18 protein-coding genes are annotated in these 16458 nt (G+C 46.1%); 17 read left to right on the forward strand and 1 reads right to left on the reverse strand.

Features of this window, described 5'->3' with window-relative positions; translation table 11 throughout:
• Positions 1 to 86: 86 nt before the first annotated feature.
• The gene (locus ASV53_RS15540; protein ID WP_094957740.1) at positions 87 to 473 is read right to left on the reverse strand and encodes a hypothetical protein; all 387 of its coding nucleotides are present in this window, start codon (positions 471 to 473) and stop codon (positions 87 to 89) included.
• 141 nt (positions 474 to 614) lie between these two features.
• On the opposite strand from ASV53_RS15540, the gene ASV53_RS15545 reads away from it, so the two are divergent.
• The 17 genes from ASV53_RS15545 (at position 615) to ASV53_RS15625 (ending at position 16314) form a co-directional block, all read left to right on the forward strand.
• Complete coding sequence (locus ASV53_RS15545) at positions 615 to 1355, forward strand: beta-ketoacyl synthase chain length factor (protein ID WP_094957741.1); 741 nt, start codon at positions 615 to 617, stop codon at positions 1353 to 1355.
• Positions 1356 to 2141, forward strand: a complete 786-nt coding sequence (locus ASV53_RS15550; RefSeq protein WP_062692069.1) for a lysophospholipid acyltransferase family protein — start codon at positions 1356 to 1358, stop codon at positions 2139 to 2141. It begins immediately after the preceding gene.
• 39 nt (positions 2142 to 2180) lie between these two features.
• Positions 2181 to 2438, forward strand: a complete 258-nt coding sequence (locus ASV53_RS15555; protein WP_062692071.1) for a phosphopantetheine-binding protein — start codon at positions 2181 to 2183, stop codon at positions 2436 to 2438.
• 6 nt (positions 2439 to 2444) lie between these two features.
• Entirely contained in the window at positions 2445 to 2702 is a 258-nt protein-coding gene (locus ASV53_RS15560; RefSeq protein ID WP_048899615.1) for an acyl carrier protein, read from the forward strand.
• Positions 2702 to 3301 carry a COG4648 family protein gene (locus ASV53_RS15565; RefSeq protein ID WP_062692073.1) on the forward strand — a complete coding sequence of 200 codons (600 nt, stop codon included), beginning with the start codon at positions 2702 to 2704 and terminating at the stop codon, positions 3299 to 3301. The genes ASV53_RS15560 and ASV53_RS15565 overlap by 1 nt, the downstream gene beginning before the upstream one ends.
• A gap of 11 nt (positions 3302 to 3312) precedes the next feature.
• Positions 3313 to 4686, forward strand: coding sequence for an AMP-binding protein (locus ASV53_RS15570; RefSeq protein WP_094957742.1), 1374 nt, complete (start codon positions 3313 to 3315; stop codon positions 4684 to 4686).
• 89 nt (positions 4687 to 4775) lie between these two features.
• Complete coding sequence (locus tag ASV53_RS15575; RefSeq protein WP_094957743.1) at positions 4776 to 5123, forward strand: ApeI family dehydratase; 348 nt, start codon at positions 4776 to 4778, stop codon at positions 5121 to 5123.
• Positions 5124 to 5126: 3 nt separating this feature from the next.
• Positions 5127 to 6842, forward strand: coding sequence for a glycosyltransferase family 2 protein (locus ASV53_RS15580; RefSeq protein WP_094957744.1), 1716 nt, complete (start codon positions 5127 to 5129; stop codon positions 6840 to 6842).
• Between the two features lie 5 nt (positions 6843 to 6847).
• Entirely contained in the window at positions 6848 to 8380 is a 1533-nt protein-coding gene (locus ASV53_RS15585; RefSeq protein ID WP_094957745.1) for an HAL/PAL/TAL family ammonia-lyase, read from the forward strand.
• Positions 8381 to 8398: 18 nt separating this feature from the next.
• Positions 8399 to 8839, forward strand: a complete 441-nt coding sequence (locus tag ASV53_RS15590) for an acyl-CoA thioesterase (RefSeq protein WP_094957746.1) — start codon at positions 8399 to 8401, stop codon at positions 8837 to 8839.
• Positions 8820 to 9554 carry an outer membrane lipoprotein carrier protein LolA gene (locus ASV53_RS15595; RefSeq protein WP_239928811.1) on the forward strand — a complete coding sequence of 245 codons (735 nt, stop codon included), beginning with the start codon at positions 8820 to 8822 and terminating at the stop codon, positions 9552 to 9554. Before ASV53_RS15590 ends, ASV53_RS15595 begins: the two co-directional genes overlap by 20 nt.
• Before the next feature lie 25 nt (positions 9555 to 9579).
• A complete protein-coding gene (locus ASV53_RS15600; protein ID WP_094957748.1) occupies positions 9580 to 11868 on the forward strand; it encodes an MMPL family transporter in 2289 nt (762 codons plus the stop codon).
• Positions 11868 to 12545, forward strand: a complete 678-nt coding sequence (locus ASV53_RS15605) for a DUF3261 domain-containing protein (RefSeq protein ID WP_094957749.1) — start codon at positions 11868 to 11870, stop codon at positions 12543 to 12545. Before ASV53_RS15600 ends, ASV53_RS15605 begins: the two co-directional genes overlap by 1 nt.
• 89 nt (positions 12546 to 12634) lie before the next feature.
• A complete protein-coding gene (locus ASV53_RS15610) occupies positions 12635 to 13906 on the forward strand; it encodes a beta-ketoacyl-[acyl-carrier-protein] synthase family protein (RefSeq protein WP_094957750.1) in 1272 nt (423 codons plus the stop codon).
• The gene (locus tag ASV53_RS15615) at positions 13899 to 14360 is read left to right on the forward strand and encodes a hotdog family protein (RefSeq protein WP_094957751.1); all 462 of its coding nucleotides are present in this window, start codon (positions 13899 to 13901) and stop codon (positions 14358 to 14360) included. Before ASV53_RS15610 ends, ASV53_RS15615 begins: the two co-directional genes overlap by 8 nt.
• Positions 14360 to 15085: a 3-ketoacyl-ACP reductase FabG2 gene (locus ASV53_RS15620; protein ID WP_094957752.1), complete on the forward strand. Its 726-nt coding sequence runs from the start codon at positions 14360 to 14362 to the stop codon at positions 15083 to 15085. Before ASV53_RS15615 ends, ASV53_RS15620 begins: the two co-directional genes overlap by 1 nt.
• Entirely contained in the window at positions 15082 to 16314 is a 1233-nt protein-coding gene (locus ASV53_RS15625; RefSeq protein ID WP_094957753.1) for a beta-ketoacyl-ACP synthase, read from the forward strand. Before ASV53_RS15620 ends, ASV53_RS15625 begins: the two co-directional genes overlap by 4 nt.
• The last annotated feature ends 144 nt before the right edge of the window (positions 16315 to 16458 follow it).

Raw genomic sequence — 16458 nt, forward strand, 5'->3', positions numbered from 1 at the left:
ATCTATACTCTTTATATTTGTAGCAAATAGGCCAATATTAACAATGTATTGACCTATTATATAAAATGACGACCAGTATAATTAAACTATAGTGCTAGCGCTGCTAGCTTTTTCTTAATATCGACATCTAAGTTATTTACCCAACGATTATAGTTACGGTGGATCTCACCATCTTCGTATTGTAAATTCTCAGAGCTAACATAATGAATTGAGTATGTTTTTGCATTATACTCAACGTCAATTATTGCTTTGTGTGTACGTTTGATAATTTCACCACGAATCGTACCCGGCTTGGTTTCTTGCATGATCCAACCACGATCAGCACCTGATTGCAATATTGCGCTTCGTACCTGTTCAACTTTTACGTTATATGATACAGGTGCGTTATCAACATTAAGAACTGGATGTGTACGACTACAGCCAACAACGCCTGTTAGCACAGCAGCAATAATAAGCCCTTTGATGAGTTTCATGAGAGTTCCTTAATCGACTTAGTTGTAATAGAACATTGATTTATTAGTCAGCAATCATATATCCTGAACGGAAAATCGCTAGTAGTTTTATTATCTTTAATAATGCATCTTGTTTCGTAAAATTTAAGTAAACGATTGAAAATGAATAACATATCTTTCAACATAAAAAAGCTGATGCCGTTATCTGCTGGCTTAACATCCGATGCAGAATGGCTGTATTGGGCGGAAAACGATCACGAATGGCTAATGCCAACGGCAACAGTGCCACACGATCTTATTCCACCGATGGCACGTCGGCGCATGAGTCAGCTAAGCAAAATGGCAGTGCAATCAGCCATTGCTATCAGCAAAGAACAAGAAGTTGATTATATTATCTTTTCCAGTCGCCATGGTGAGCTGACTCGCACTGTTCAACTTTTACAAGACATCCTGGCTGGGCACGACGCTTCACCAACGGCTTTCTCGCAATCCGTCCATAATACGGCGGCAGGCTTGTACACCATTTTAACCAAACAGGCGATTCCAGTATCGTCATTAAGTGCAGGTGAAAACACCTTCCCTTCTGCGCTTATCGAAGCAAATAGTTATTTGGCACAACATCCATCACACCAAGTGTTAGTGGTCGATTTTGATCAGCCCGTACCAGACGTTTACCGTGGCTTCACTCAGGAAACGTTTCATGGTTACGCTGTTGCCATGCTGCTGACTCAAGGTGCAGATTTCCAGCTCAGTTGGACAGCTAACCGCAGTGAACAGGTTCAGTACCCCTTGCCGCATGCGCTTACTTTGGTGTCTCATCTCCAATTAAACGACTCGCAATGGTCAATTGACTCGCAGCGCAACCAATGGAATTGGCTCGCAGCAAACGGAGAAGATAAGTAAATGGCGCGCACCGTACCCATAAAAGCCGAACTTAACCGTTATTGGCGTATATTTGCGACGGGGTTTTGCTTTTCGCTATTTGGCATCGGTGCGCTTGCATTAACGTTTATTGCCTTTCCTATCATGACATTGTCGGCGCGTAACCAACAACAACGAGAAATGCGCGTTCAGGCCATTATTCAACGCACCTTTGCTTTTTTCTGTCGCACCATGAAATTTACGGGCGCAATTGATTACGAATTCATTGGCGAAGATATTCTGCGCCAAGACCGCAACTGCTTAGTGGTGGCTAACCACCCAAGTTTGATTGACTACGTGCTTATCGCATCACGCATGCCACAATGTGATTGTTTAGTTAAAGCGGCATTGTGGAATAACCCTTTTATAAAGGGCATTGTTAAAGCGGCAGGATATATCCCTAATCGTGATCCAGACAACCTGATCAGCGACTGCTCAGAGCGCCTTGATGAGGGCAATGTTTTACTCATATTCCCTGAAGGAACACGTACGACACCCAAGCAAAAATCGAAGCTTCAACGCGGAGCGGCGCAGATTGCGATACGCACTCAAAGTGATATAAGATTAATCCACATTACAGTTTCGCCATCCTTTCTGACCAAAGGAAGCAAGTGGTATAACGTACCAAAAAATAAACCTTTTTTTCGCGTAGAAGTAAAAGATAAAATACAAACTGCGCGTTTTATTGATAATGCAGACTCTGTGACAACAGCAGCTCGACATTTGAATAGCCACCTTGCGGAAGTACTTTTTCCGCCTGCGGCTTGATAAGAAACCATCGATTTCATTTATTACAAGTAGGCCAAAATGGAACAATTACAGACAGAATTAAAAGCTTTAATCATTGAAGCACTAAACTTAGAAGATATCGCTGTCGACGACATTGAAACCGATGCACCACTATTTGGTGATGGCCTTGGTTTAGACTCTATCGATGCACTAGAACTTGGTCTTGCGATCAAGAAAAAGTACAACATCGTTATCGATGCTGATGACACGAAAACTCGTGAACACTTTGCTTCAGTAGCAAATCTAGCTAACTACATTGCAGCAACCAAAGCGTAATTCATTATGACCGACGTAAACCGTAACGAAGTATTTGAGCAAGTGCGCGATGCACTGGTTGAGTTGTTTGAGATTGATGCTGCTGACATCACGCCAGAAGCACAACTTTATCAAGAGTTAGACCTAGACAGCATCGATGCAGTCGATCTTGTAGTGCACCTACAAAATCTCACAGGCAAAAAAATTAAACCTGAAGAGTTCAAATCAGTACGCAGCGTGAATGATGTTGTTGATGCTGTAATTGAACTACTGAAGGAAAGCTAATGCGCGCGCTGACGGCTCTGTCAGCGATTGCTTTATTAGCTTATCCGCTAGCAGTTTACTATGGCCTTAGCCGATGGGGGCTCGGGGTTGTAGCCGGGCTGCTAGCGTTTTTATTTTTGCTTCGCATTATCGCTGGAAACCAAACTCGGTTACGAGAACTCAAATACGTTGCTTGGCTAAGCGGCGCGACAGGTATTGTACTCACCTTACTCGGCACTGTATTTCAACAAGAAGGGTGGTTTACTTTTTACCCTGTCGTTGTCAATACACTGATGCTAGGCCTGTTCGGTATGAGCTTGTGGCAAAAAGAAACCCTAGTCGAGCGTTTAGCTCGCCTTCAAGAACCAGATTTACCCGCCAGTGGAGTACGGTACACCCGCAAAGTAACGAAAGTGTGGTGTGCGTTTTTTGTCGTTAATGGCTCAATTGCGCTATACACCTGTTTTCAACCGTTAGCGGTATGGACACTTTACAATGGCTTAATTAGCTACTTAGCCGCTGGCACTTTATTTATCGCTGAATTCATTGTTCGCTTCTTTGTGCGAGAAGATGTGACGCCAAAAAATGACCAGCAGCAAGACGAAAAGAAAAGCAGGTAAAAGAGAGAGCCATGATACAGACCATTTCCTATACCTCGCTAGCGAATGTGATGCTTACCAAGCGTCTGCCTGAATCGCTAGTCGCTTTTCAAGATGATACCCAGTGGCAGCAATTTCAGCATGATGTGAGTGAGTTAACCGCTTACCTCAAGACTCAGCCCCAATTACGTTGGGCCTTGTGCTTTGCTGACAGTTACTACTTTGCGGTTGCCTTTATGGCTTTATCGCACAGCAGCAAACATATTATTTTGCCGGGTAATCATCAGCCAGCCGCTTTAGCAGAGCTTGCTGAACAGTTTGAAATTCTATTGCACGATGAGGCAGTCGCGACCATTGTAGGTACCCCCTCACTGGCTCTGCCTTTTACAGGCGCTGCAAATACAAAGTTCAATACATCAGAATTTCAAGCACTTGATTTAGATGCTTTGAAGCTCACCCTTTTTACCTCTGGTTCAAGCGGTACGCCAAAAGCCATCGAAAAATCATTATCAGGTATTGCAACAGAAATTGATGTGCTGGAATCTCTTTGGGGCGAGCAGTTACTCGGGGCAAAAATAACCAGTACGGTTTCCCACCAGCATATTTACGGATTACTCTTTCGCATACTGTGGCCGTTATGCAGTGGCCGTGCTTTTGCTCGTCAGGATTTAACGTATCCAGAACAAGTCATGGCACAGGCATCTGCCGATACCACCTTGATCAGTAGCCCTGCTCTCTTAAAACGCCTAGCTGATATGACAGCGACATCACCTTACCGTCAAATATTCTCCTCTGGTGGGCCATTGCCCCATTCAGCGGCGCAACAAAGCGAACGACTCTTTTCGTGTTTGCCCGTAGAAGTATTTGGCAGTACTGAAACAGGCGGGATTGGCTACCGCCAACAGCATGAAACAACAACCCCATGGCAGCTATTTCCCTGCCACCAGGTCATGTTGAATGCAGAGCAATGCCTACGCTTACAATCGCCGTTTATTGATGCCGACACTTGGTACCAAACCAGCGACCAATGTGAACTCTTGCCGAATAACCAATTTCAGCTAAAAGGTCGCGCTGATCGTATCGTCAAAATCGAAGAGAAACGTATTTCATTAGTGGATGTTGAGCAACGTTTAAGTCAACTCGCTTGGATTGATGAAGCGGCAGTATTGCCTCTCGATGAAGGCCATCGCCTAGTGTTAGGCGCGGTGATAACCCTGACGCCTGCGGGTCAAACAGCACTCGCTGAAATGGGAAAAGGAAAGTTATGGCTAGCCATTCGTCAGCAACTACGACAATGGTTAGAGCCTGTGGGTATTCCTCGTCGCTTTCGTGCCACGGATGAAATACCGATAAATAGTCAAGGTAAACGCCAATTCCAAGCGCTTGTCACGCTATTTTCAGACTAACCGTTAGCCATGTGCTTATTTCAACAAGTGGTTGTTTCTGCCCGCTACACTCAGTAAGCAACCACGTAATAAAGCAGCGATAAATAACAATGACAAAACGAAAGCCAACCATCATCGAGCAAGCGATCACCGATCATCATGCGACGTTAACGCTACGTGTCGATGCGGATATTCTCGACTTTACCGGCCACTTTGCGCAGTTTCCTCTTCTTCCGGGTGTAAGTCAGATTGATTGGGCAACCTACTACGGTCAGCAACTATTACAAGCTGCCCCTAAGTTTGCAGGGATGGAAGTGATTAAGTTCCAAGAGCCTATCACCCCAGACATGGTGGTAACGCTCAAACTGGAATGGGTTGAAGATAAGCAAAAGTTGTACTTCAGCTACCTGTCTGACGCAGGTACACACTCATCAGGCCGCATTAAGTTAGGGTATTAAAGCATGACGACTTTCCGCCCTTGCTTTCTGATCCCCTGCTATAACCATGGCAAAACCGTTCCTGCGGTTGTCGATGCATTAGCGAAATATGGTTACCCCGTGATCATTGTTGATGATGGCAGCAATGATGAAACTCAAACGATTTTGGCAGAACAGGCCCAGCGAGCCCTTGTCACTGTCATCACGTTAGCAAACAACCAAGGCAAAGGCGGGGCTGTTATTGCGGGGTTTGAAGAAGCGTATCGTCAAAGCTTTAGCCATGCGATTCAAATAGATGCTGATGGTCAGCACGATCTAGATGCCTTACCTAAACTCATTGATGAAGCACACTCTCATCCGACTGCGGTTATTTCAGGTTGCCCTGTATACGATGAATCGGTACCGAAATCTCGGTTATATGGCCGTTACGCCACCCATGTTTGGGTCTGGATAGAAACACTGTCGATGAGTATTAAAGACAGCATGTGTGGCTTTCGTGCTTATCCTATCGGGCCAACCATCAAAGTATTGTCACGTAATACTATCGGTCAGCGGATGGATTTCGACACTGAAATCTTAGTTCGTATGTACTGGGATGGCTGTGATATTCGTTTTGTCGAGACCAAGGTCATTTACCCAGAAGACGGCTTATCACATTTCGACGTTCTGTGGGACAACGTAAAAATTAGTGCTATGCACACGCGTTTATTCTTTGGCATGCTGCCACGCATCCCACGGTTACTAAAACGCAATAAACAGAAAAAAGCCTTACTCAAGGATCAAGAGACAACCACAAATATCCATTGGTCTAAGCAAAAAGAGCGCGGCACCGTGATTGGCATCAAACTGCTAATGTGGGTGTATTCAATCTTTGGTCGTCGTGTATTTGCAGCTTTACTCAAGGCTGTGATTGGTTACTACTACCTCATAGGTGCAAGTGCTCGTAAAGAGTCTGAACACTTTTTGGCGCAAGTGAGCCAATATGCTCACGATAATAATCAGCCATTACCAACGCCCTTTAACAGCTACCAACACCTGTTATCGTTTGGTCATACCATGCTCGATAAACTGGCGGGATGGCGTGGGGATTTAAGTACCCAAAACATCACCTTACATGGTAGTGAGCACCTTGCGGAGCTGACTGAAAGCAAACAAGGGATTATCATTCTAGGCTCACATTTGGGCAACTTAGAATTATGTCGCGCACTGAGCCGTGATTATAAAAGCATTAAAATTAACGCGTTAGTGTTTACTGAACACGCAGAACGCTTTAACTCAGTAATGAAAGCAGTCAACCCAGATTCAGAACTGAACTTAATTCAAGTCAGCTCTCTGGGGCCAGATACTGCCATTTTATTACAACAAAAACTCGAACAAGGTGAATGGGTTGTGATTGTGGGCGATCGCACATCGGTCACCAAAGAACAACGCTCAATATGGGCTGATTTTTTAGGAAAACCCGCTCCCTTCCCACAAGGGCCGTTCATGCTTGCGAGCGTGCTAAAAGCCCCAGTTTACCTCCTGTTTGGTTTACGAGACGAACAGCAAGCAACACCCCATTTCGACGTGTATTTTGAACCATTTTCTAAACAGCTGACGCTGCCACGAAAAAACCGTACCGAAGCATTACAAAGTGCCGTTACTCGCTATGCCGAGCGACTTGAGCACTACACAATGAAAGCACCGCTTCAATGGTACAACTTTTTCAACTTTTGGCAGTTAAGTAATAAAAAAGACTAAATTTTATGAATAAGACAATAACTTTTGGCGCAGAGCGCTTAACGATTGAAGATGTGGTTGCGATCTCTAATGGCGCAAACGCAGAACTCAACAACTCGGCCGCTTTTAATGACAAGATTGACCGCGGTGTCGCTTTTCTGGAGCGATTGCTCAAAGAAGAAGGGGTGATTTACGGTGTCACAACGGGTTACGGCGATTCATGTACTGTTGCGATCCCAACTGATTTAGTCGATGAATTACCGCTCAATCTAACTCGCTTTCACGGCTGTGGTTTAGGCGAAGACTTAGATAAGCAACAAGCACGTGCAGTACTTGCCACTCGCTTGTGTTCACTTGCACAAGGTGTTTCTGGTGTTAGTCACGACCTACTTAATCAAATCGTTACTTTGGTAAACCAAGACATCGCACCGCGTATTCCACAAGAAGGTTCTGTTGGCGCAAGTGGCGACTTAACGCCACTGTCTTACCTTGCGGCTGCACTCATTGGTGAGCGCGAAGTCTTATACAAAGGTGAAATTCGCCCAACCGCCGAAGTCTTCAAAGAGTTAGGTATCGACCCTATCAAGCTAAAGCCCAAAGAAGGTTTAGCCTTGATGAACGGCACCTCGGTAATGACGGCATTGGCTTGTATTGCCTATAAACGTGCAGAATATCTGGCGCAGTTGTCGACGCGTATTACTGCAATGGTTTCTGTAGGTATGCACGGTAATGACTTCCACTTTGATGAAGCATTATTCGCCGTAAAACCTCACCCAGGTCAGCAGCAGATCGCATCGTGGTTACGTTCGGATCTACAATCAGAGCGCCCACCTCGTAACAGTGACCGCCTACAAGATCGTTACTCACTGCGTTGTGCACCACATGTTATTGGTGTGCTGCAAGACAGCCTACCTTGGCTACGCCAGATGATCGAAAACGAACTTAATAGTGCGAACGATAACCCAATCATTGATGGTGACAACGAGCGCGTACTGCACGGTGGACACTTCTATGGTGGCCATATTGCGATGGCAATGGATACACTGAAAACAGCTGTCGCGAACCTTGCCGATCTACTTGATCGCCAAATGGCACAGTTAATGGATTACAAGTTCAACAATGGCTTACCGTTTAACCTAACGGGCGCAGAAGGCGAACGTAAGCCAATTAATCATGGCTTCAAAGCGGTACAGATTGGTATTTCAGCATGGACAGCAGAAGCATTGAAACACACCATGCCTGCGAGTGTGTTCTCTCGTTCAACCGAGTGCCACAACCAAGATAAAGTCAGCATGGGCACCATTGCTTCACGTGACTGCCTACGAGTACTGCAACTCACCGAACAAGTTGCAGCGGCCTCGCTATTAGCAGCAACTCAAGCGCTTGAACTGCGCAAAAAACATAACGAGTTAGATGACAACCACTTCAGCCCAGCACTAAAAGCAATGACGGCTGCAGTGTTGAATGATTTTGAACCCGTGATTGAGGATCGCCCGCTAGAAGGTGACTTACGTAAGTTTATTGCGATGATCCAGCAACAACACTGGTCGCTATATTAATTTTAAAGGACGCTGTCGATGACCAAGATTGTACAGCCCTTGACTGCCGAGGTGACGATTGTCACCTCCTTTCAAGACGCAGATCCAATGGGTGTAATCTACCACGGTAATTACTTCCGCTATTTTGAAGAAGCACGCCATGCTCTGATGGCGAAAATTGGCTATAGCTATCGGGAAATGCAGGCTTCTGGCTATGTGTGGCCGATCATCGACACCCGCGTTAAGTACGTTAAACCATTACCCTTCAACCATGCGATTCGTGTCACCGCGACGCTGACTGAGTGGGAAAACCGGTTACGGGTCGATTACGTTATTTTCGACCTTGATAGCGGGCAACGTTTAACCAAAGCACACACGATGCAAGTCGCAGTACACATCGACGGCGGAGAGATGTGTTATGTCTCTCCGACTGTGTTTACTGATAAAGTTGAGGCTTACCATGCTGGCAAAACTGAGTAATAAGACAAGACAGATCAGTAAGCGTAGGCTTGCTCCGGTCTACCTTTTAGGCTGTATGGGTTTATTCACTCTTACAGCTGATGTTCAAGCAGCTGATGCTCAAGTAGCTAAGGCCCAAGTAGCTAAGGCCCAAGTAGCTAAGGCCCAAGTAGCTAAGGCGCAGACAATCACACTGTCGGAACTGCAACAACAGTTAGCAGAGCATCACTTGGTGCGCGGCGATTTTACCCAAACTCGCACCATGGAAATGTTTAGCCAACCGCTGGTCTCTCAAGGGCAGTTTTTGCTTACGCAGCAGCAAGGATTATTGTGGCAACAGACCGCACCATTTCCTGTGAAGCTCACGCTCACCGCGGACAAACTCAGCCAACAGTTTGGCGATCAGCCCGCGCAGGTTATGTCTGCCAGTGATAACCCTATGGTGTTTTACTTCAGTCATGTCTTTTTATCATTGTTCAAAGGCGATACCAGCCAATTGATGGAGCAGTTTGACCTCACATTGAGCGAACAAGGCAACGGATGGCAATTGGTATTAGTACCAACATCGGCCCCGCTCAACGCTGTTTTTCGTGACATCACCATTGTTGGCGATCAACACATCAATCAGCTTCGCCTTAATGAAGTTCGCGGTGATAACACCCTGATCGATTTTTCTCATCAACGTACAACGCCGGCGGCATTAAGTGCAGAAGAACAACGTGCTTTCCAACTCTAAACTGGCTCTTGCCTGGCTGTGTGTCATGCTGTTATTGGCTGTTGCATTAGGGCAACAGCTTTTTTTCCAGCGTAGCAACCCTATCGAGACCAACATACTGGCGTTACTACCTGAAAACCGCCAAGATCCTATTGCCCAGCAAGCCTTTGATCACGTTGCCAATAGCATGAGCAACAAAGTCATATTCTTGATTGGCAGTAATGATGCAGACAAAATGTTAGCCGCGGCTGATGCCTTTGACAGCGCATTACAAACCTCGCCTTTATTTGCCGAAATCACCGCTAAAGTGCCCGTTAACACACAACAGGCATGGGGTGAGTTGTATTTCCCTAACCGCTTTCAATTGCTAACTGCAGAACAACAAACACGGTTAACACAACACCCAGAGCAACAAACACAGTTCGTGATTCAATCGCTCTATAACCCATTTTCAGGAGTCACGGGCCAAGAATTAGCCAGCGATCCTTTCTTGTTATTTCGTGATTACTTAAGCCAACTCACCAAACAAACTGGCAATTTTTCGTTAAACAACGGTTACCTTACGACAAAATATCAAGGCAAGCAGTATGTGTTGATCAGCGCAGATTTAGCCGATTCACCTTACAGTTATCGCTTACAACAGCAATTGCCTGAACTGCTGAATATTGAACAAGGCATACGCGATGCTTTTAATGTTGAGTTACTGCATACGGGCGTTGTTTTCTATGCTGAACACGGCACAGAAAGTGCGAAAAGTGAGATTAGCACCATTGGCGTTGGCTCTCTCGCGGGGGTGATATTGTTGCTATTACTGGTGTATCGCAGCCCATTGCCGTTGGCATTAGCACTGTTATCGATTGGTTGTGGTTTGCTTGCCGCATTCGTCGGCACCGTCGCCATCTTTGGCAAAGTGCATCTATTTAGTCTGGTTTTTGGCGCTAGCTTAATCGGCGTTTCTATTGACTACGCGTTCCACTTTTTAACCGATCGCCTTGCCGCTGGTGAACGTTGGAATGCCAATAAAGGCTTAAAACAGATTTTTACCGCCATTACGCTGGGACTGATTACCAGCCTAATTGGTTACCTTGGCATGTTGATTGCGCCCTTCCCAGGGCTACAGCAGTTATCACTTTTCTCAGCCATTGGCCTCATTGCCGCCTATGCAACCGTAGTGTGCTGGTATCCCGTCTTAGCCGCTAAGCCGAGCCAATCCCGACCGCTGCCATTAACTCAGACGATGCACGCGTGGTTAGCCCTATGGCAACAGCCACTATTTAGAAAGTGTATGCCCGCAGCTTTGCTCAGCCTTGCTCTCGTTGGCCTCTATCATGTTGAATACAACGATGATATTCGCCAGCTACAAGCCCTGCCACAAGATTTAAAACAACAAGAAGACACCATTAAAGCCATCACGGGGCTAAGCAGCAGCCAGCAAATGTTAGTTGTAACGGCCAACGATCAGCAGCAGTTGTTACAAAACCTAGAGTCGGTTTCTGGCACACTCACCAAATTTAAACAACAAGGTGTCTTAAAGGGCTTTCAGAGTATTAGCCAATACCTGCCGTCAGAAAACACCCAGCAGCAAAATTATGATTTGATTAAGCAGCTTTACCAGCAACAAGCCACAGCGCTTGCTCAAGCACTACCAACAGCTGGGCAAGCTACGTTTGATCATGACTTTAGCCCATTAACAGTTGAGCAATTCATCCATTCGCCAGTGTCTGAGCCGCTCCGTTTCTTATGGTTAGGAAAATTAACCGATCAGCAACAAGCCGCTATTATCATGCTGAGTGATGTTTCCGATATTGGGCCTATTGTTGATTTCGCCGAACACTCCAATACCGTTAGTTACCTCAATAAAGCTGATGAAGTCTCATCTCTCTTTGGCGAGTACCGTGTACGGGTAACCGAACTCTTGATTGCTGCTAGTTTGGTGATCATGGGCGTGCTTTGGTGGCGCTACGGCTTTACCCGCGCAGTGCGTCTGATGTTACCACCGGTAATCGCGGGCATAGTGGGAATAGGGGTCACAAGTTTAACAGGCGTGCCACTCAACTTATTTAACTTACTGGCATTGATTCTGATTTTAGGGATAGGCATAGATTACACTTTGTTCTTTGCCGAGCAGCATCAAGCGGATGCCACTCTATTGTCAATTACCCTTTCAGCCATGACGACGCTGTTATCGTTTGGTTTGCTCGCATTAAGCCAAACCCAAGCCATTCACAGCTTCGGTATCACAGTACTCACAGGTATCATGGTCGCGTGGTTACTCGCCCCCTTATCAATGGCAAGCTCATCACATACCTCTTCGACTAAGGAGCACAAAGCATAATGTTATCTAAGGCTATCAAACCTTTCTCTACCGCACTTTGCGCGGGTTTGCTCCTAAGTGCATTAACAGGTTGTAGTTCACAGCCAATGCAACAGCAAGCCAACTTGATCGAAATAGCACCTAAGGTGTCGGTGACCATCCCAACGCCAGAAGATCTGGGTTACCGCTTAACTGCGAGCCAACTCATCAGCGCACAGTGGGGAGAGCCGGCAGAACAAAAACAGCAACAACAACTCCCCGTGCAGTTAGAAGTCGACCAAAATAAAGTCGCGCTTGCAGGATTCTCGTCATGGGGGGCACGTATCTTAACGCTGTCATACCAAGATCGAATTATCGAAGCGAGTGTACTTACAGGGCTTGAAACGACGTTACCGAAACCAGAGCAAGTATTGTTTAACCTGATGATCACCTTATGGCCAATCGAGAGCTGGCAACCGCATTTAGCCCAAATTGGTTGGCAGCTCACCGAGTCTAACCAGCAGCGTCAGCTGTTCGATGATAAAGGTAACTTAGTGGCCGATATTCACTACCAGCCAAACGAAACACCCGTTGCGCCAGCTCAAACAGCAAGGGATCCATCACGCTCTTATTTAGATGGCACCATTACATTTAGTAACCACCAATTGGGTTACACCATCACCATAAAAACACTAAGCCATACTCAGCAGCCGCTTTAAGTAAGCACTTTTAGCAACCGCTTAATATGACGATGTATAACAACAAGCCTAACAGCTAGGTATCACGAACAACAACGCGGTGTAACACGATGAATCAAACAGCCTCAGCAGCCACACCACTCTATATTCACAGTTGTGGTTTTCACTCTGCGCTGGGTTTAGAGCATAACGATATTCATGCTCGACTTGCTCAAGGGCATAGCCCTGATATGCAGATCTGTAATGATATGCTGAACGACGGCACAGCAACGGTGATCGGCAAAGTCACCGCAGACTTACCCGCTCTACCAGCAGCATTAAAAGCGTTCGATACTTACAATAATCGATTAGCGCAATCTGCATTAGCTCAAATAGCACCAAGTGTAGCGCATGCCATTACTCAGTACGGTTCAGATCGTATTGCGGTGGTTGTAGGAAGCAGTACGTCAGGTATTGCCGATGGTGAAACCGCTTTAAAAGCCCAAGCGAATGACGGCGAGTTTCCCTCTGAATTTCACTACCACCAGCAAGAGCTGGGTAACTTGAGTGAATTCATTGCCGACTTTTTCCAGATCCAAGGCCCAACATACACCGTATCGACAGCTTGTTCATCCAGCGGCCGTGTATTTTTGTCGGCTCAGCGATTATTACAATCAGGCCTGGCTGATGCCGTTATTGTAGGCGGTGCAGATTCGCTCTGTAAACTCACTCTAAATGGTTTCCATGGCTTGGAAGCTTTGTCGAGCGAACTCTGTAACCCCTTCAGTGCCAACCGAAAAGGCATCAATATTGGTGAAGCTGCAGCGTTTATGTTGCTTAGCCAAGATAAACCATCAATGGTCGATGAAGGCTCTGATACAAATCCGGATACAAGCTCGGATAAAAACACAAATATAAAAATGCCCGCTATTGCGCTATTAGGCGCAGGTGACAGCTCTGACGCTCATCATATCTCGGCGCCTCACCCTGAAGGTAATGGTGCGGAAGAAGCCATGCAAAAAGCATTAACCAATGCACAATTAACACCATCAGACATTGGTTATATCAATGCCCATGGCACAGCAACGCCACTGAATGATGAAATGGAAGCAAAAGCCATTCATCGTGTATTCGGTGAACTTGTTCCGGTAAGCTCAACTAAACCCTTTACTGGCCATACACTTGGTGCAGCTAGCGCAGTAGAAGCTGCAATATGCTGGCACGTTTTACGGTATAATCTTGCTATACCTCAGCAAATTAATGATGGTGAGCGAGCAGATAGCTTGGCCCCCATTCAGCTGGCTGAGCAACATATCGCCCTCAACAATAAAGCCATTTTGAGCAATTCATTTGCCTTTGGTGGCAACAATATCAGCCTTATTTTTGGATATGTTTATGACTAAAATCCCCCACTTACATCAATTATTACCCCACGATACGCCGATGGTGCTGGTTGATGAACTGATCGATGTTGGTGATGAACATATCCATTGCCAAGTCACCATTCGCGAAGAAAATATTTTTTTCGACTCGCAAACACGTAGCATTCCAGGCTATGTCGGCATCGAGTTTATGGCCCAATCTGTCGCTGGGTGGTCGGGCTACCAAGCGTGGTGTAACAATCAAAGTGCACCCATTGGTTTTTTACTTGGCAGTCGACGTTATGACAGTGATTACGCACAATTCGATGAGCATAACGTGTTCGACATTTTCGCTGAAAAAGTAATGGAAAATAATGGTATGGCAGCCTTTGCCTGCCGTATTGAGCACCAAGGCACTGTCATTGCAAAAAGCCAGCTCAATGCTTTCGTACCAACAGAACAACAACTAGATCAAATGTTAAATAGGAACCATTAATGACCCGACATGTTTTAGTCACAGGCGCAAGTAAAGGCATTGGCCGCGCTGTTGCGACTCAGCTTGCTAAAGACGGCTTCACCCTTGTAGTGCACTACATGAGTGACAAAGCTGGAGCAGAAGCCACCCTTTCCGATATCACTACCGCGGGTGGTTCGGGTCGTATTGTTCAATTCGATATCAGTGATCGTCAGCAATGTCGTGAAGTGCTTGAAGCCGATATTGCAGAACATGGTGCGTATTACGGTGTGGTGAGCAACGCAGGTATTACCCGCGATACCGCTTTCCCAGCGATGACAGAAGAAGAGTGGGATGGTGTGATTCACACTAACCTAGACAGCTTTTATAACGTCTTGCACCCATGTGTTATGCCTATGGTACAAAAACGTAAAGGTGGCCGAATTGTTACCCTTGCATCGGTTTCAGGCATCATGGGTAACCGTGGCCAAACTAACTATAGTGCCGCAAAAGCAGGCGTGATCGGGGCGACTAAGTCACTGGCGTTAGAACTAGCAAAACGTAAAATCACCGTTAACTGTGTAGCACCTGGCCTGATTGATACTGGCATGGTTGATGAACACGTAAAAGAACACGCTTTACCACAAGTACCACTTCGTCGTATGGGTGAACCAGAAGAAGTAGCGGGCTTAGTTAGCTACCTAATGTCAGACATAGCAGGTTATGTAACTCGCCAAGTCATTTCAGTGAATGGAGGCCTAATATGAGCCGTCGTGTTGTTGTTACAGGTATGTCTGGTGTTACTGCATTTGGTAACGACTGGCAGGCTATCGAACCGAAATTACGAGCATGCGAAAACGCGACTCAGTACATGCCAAGCTACGAGCAGTACGATGGTCTAAACACCAAACTTGCAGCGCCTATCGACGATTTTACGCTACCTAAACACTACGGTCGCAAACAAGTTCGTGGCATGGGACGCGTATCTAAGCTGTCTACCGTGGCAACTGAAAATGCCCTCATCCAGAGCGGTTTGATCGGTAACGACGTATTAACTAACGGTGAAACGGGTATTGCTTACGGTTCATCAACAGGCAGTACACCTGCCATTGGTGCTTTTGGTGTGATGCTAAATGAGAAATCAACCAAAGCCATTACCGCAACCACTTACGTTCAAATGATGCCGCACACCACAGCAGTAAACGTGGGCTTATTCTTTGGTTTACGTGGCCGTGTTATTCCAACCAGCAGCGCATGTACGTCTGGCAGCCAAGCTATTGGTTATGCCTATGAAGCAATCAAGCACGGTTACCAAACCGTGATGGTAGCAGGCGGCGCAGAAGAACTGTGTCCAACTGAATCTGCGGTTTTCGATACCTTGTTTGCGACTAGCCTGAAGAATGACTCACCGAAAAAGACCCCTAGCCCATACGACACAGATCGCGATGGCTTAGTCATTGGTGAAGGTGCCGGTACATTAGTATTAGAAGAATACGAACATGCCGTAGCCCGTGGCGCAACCATCTATGCAGAACTAGTTGGCTTTGCTAGCAACTGCGATGCAGCCCACGTAACCCAACCGCAAAAAGAAACCATGCAACTTTGTATGGAAATGGCGCTGAAAGATGCCAACCTATCACCTGAAGTGATCGGCTACGTATCTGCTCACGGCACAGCGACCGAGAAAGGTGATATTGCAGAAAGTAACGCTACCGCCAATATCTTTGGTGACAAAGCACCAATCAGCTCATTGAAAAGTTACTTTGGTCATACCCTAGGTGCATGCGGCGCGATTGAAGCTTGGTTAAGCCTTGAGATGATGAACAGCGGCTGGTTCAGCCCAACATTGAACCTCAATAACCTTGATGAGCAATGTGGCAAACTTGATTACATCACAGGTGAAGGCCGTGAAATTGATTGCCAATACCTAATGAGCAATAACTTTGCTTTCGGTGGCATCAATACATCGCTGGTCTTCAAACGCTGGGAAGATTAAGTTTCCACCGCCTTTAGCATCCGCGATAAGCATGATACGAAAACAGAAAAACACACTACCTAGGTAGTAATGCCGTTCACTTAAGGTGAGCGGCTTTCTTATTTTTGGCATATCGTTGAGGTCTTGGTTTTACCGTTCTTGGGA

Source organism: Photobacterium sanguinicancri, assembly GCF_002265265.1.
Lineage (GTDB): Bacteria > Pseudomonadota > Gammaproteobacteria > Enterobacterales > Vibrionaceae > Photobacterium > Photobacterium sanguinicancri.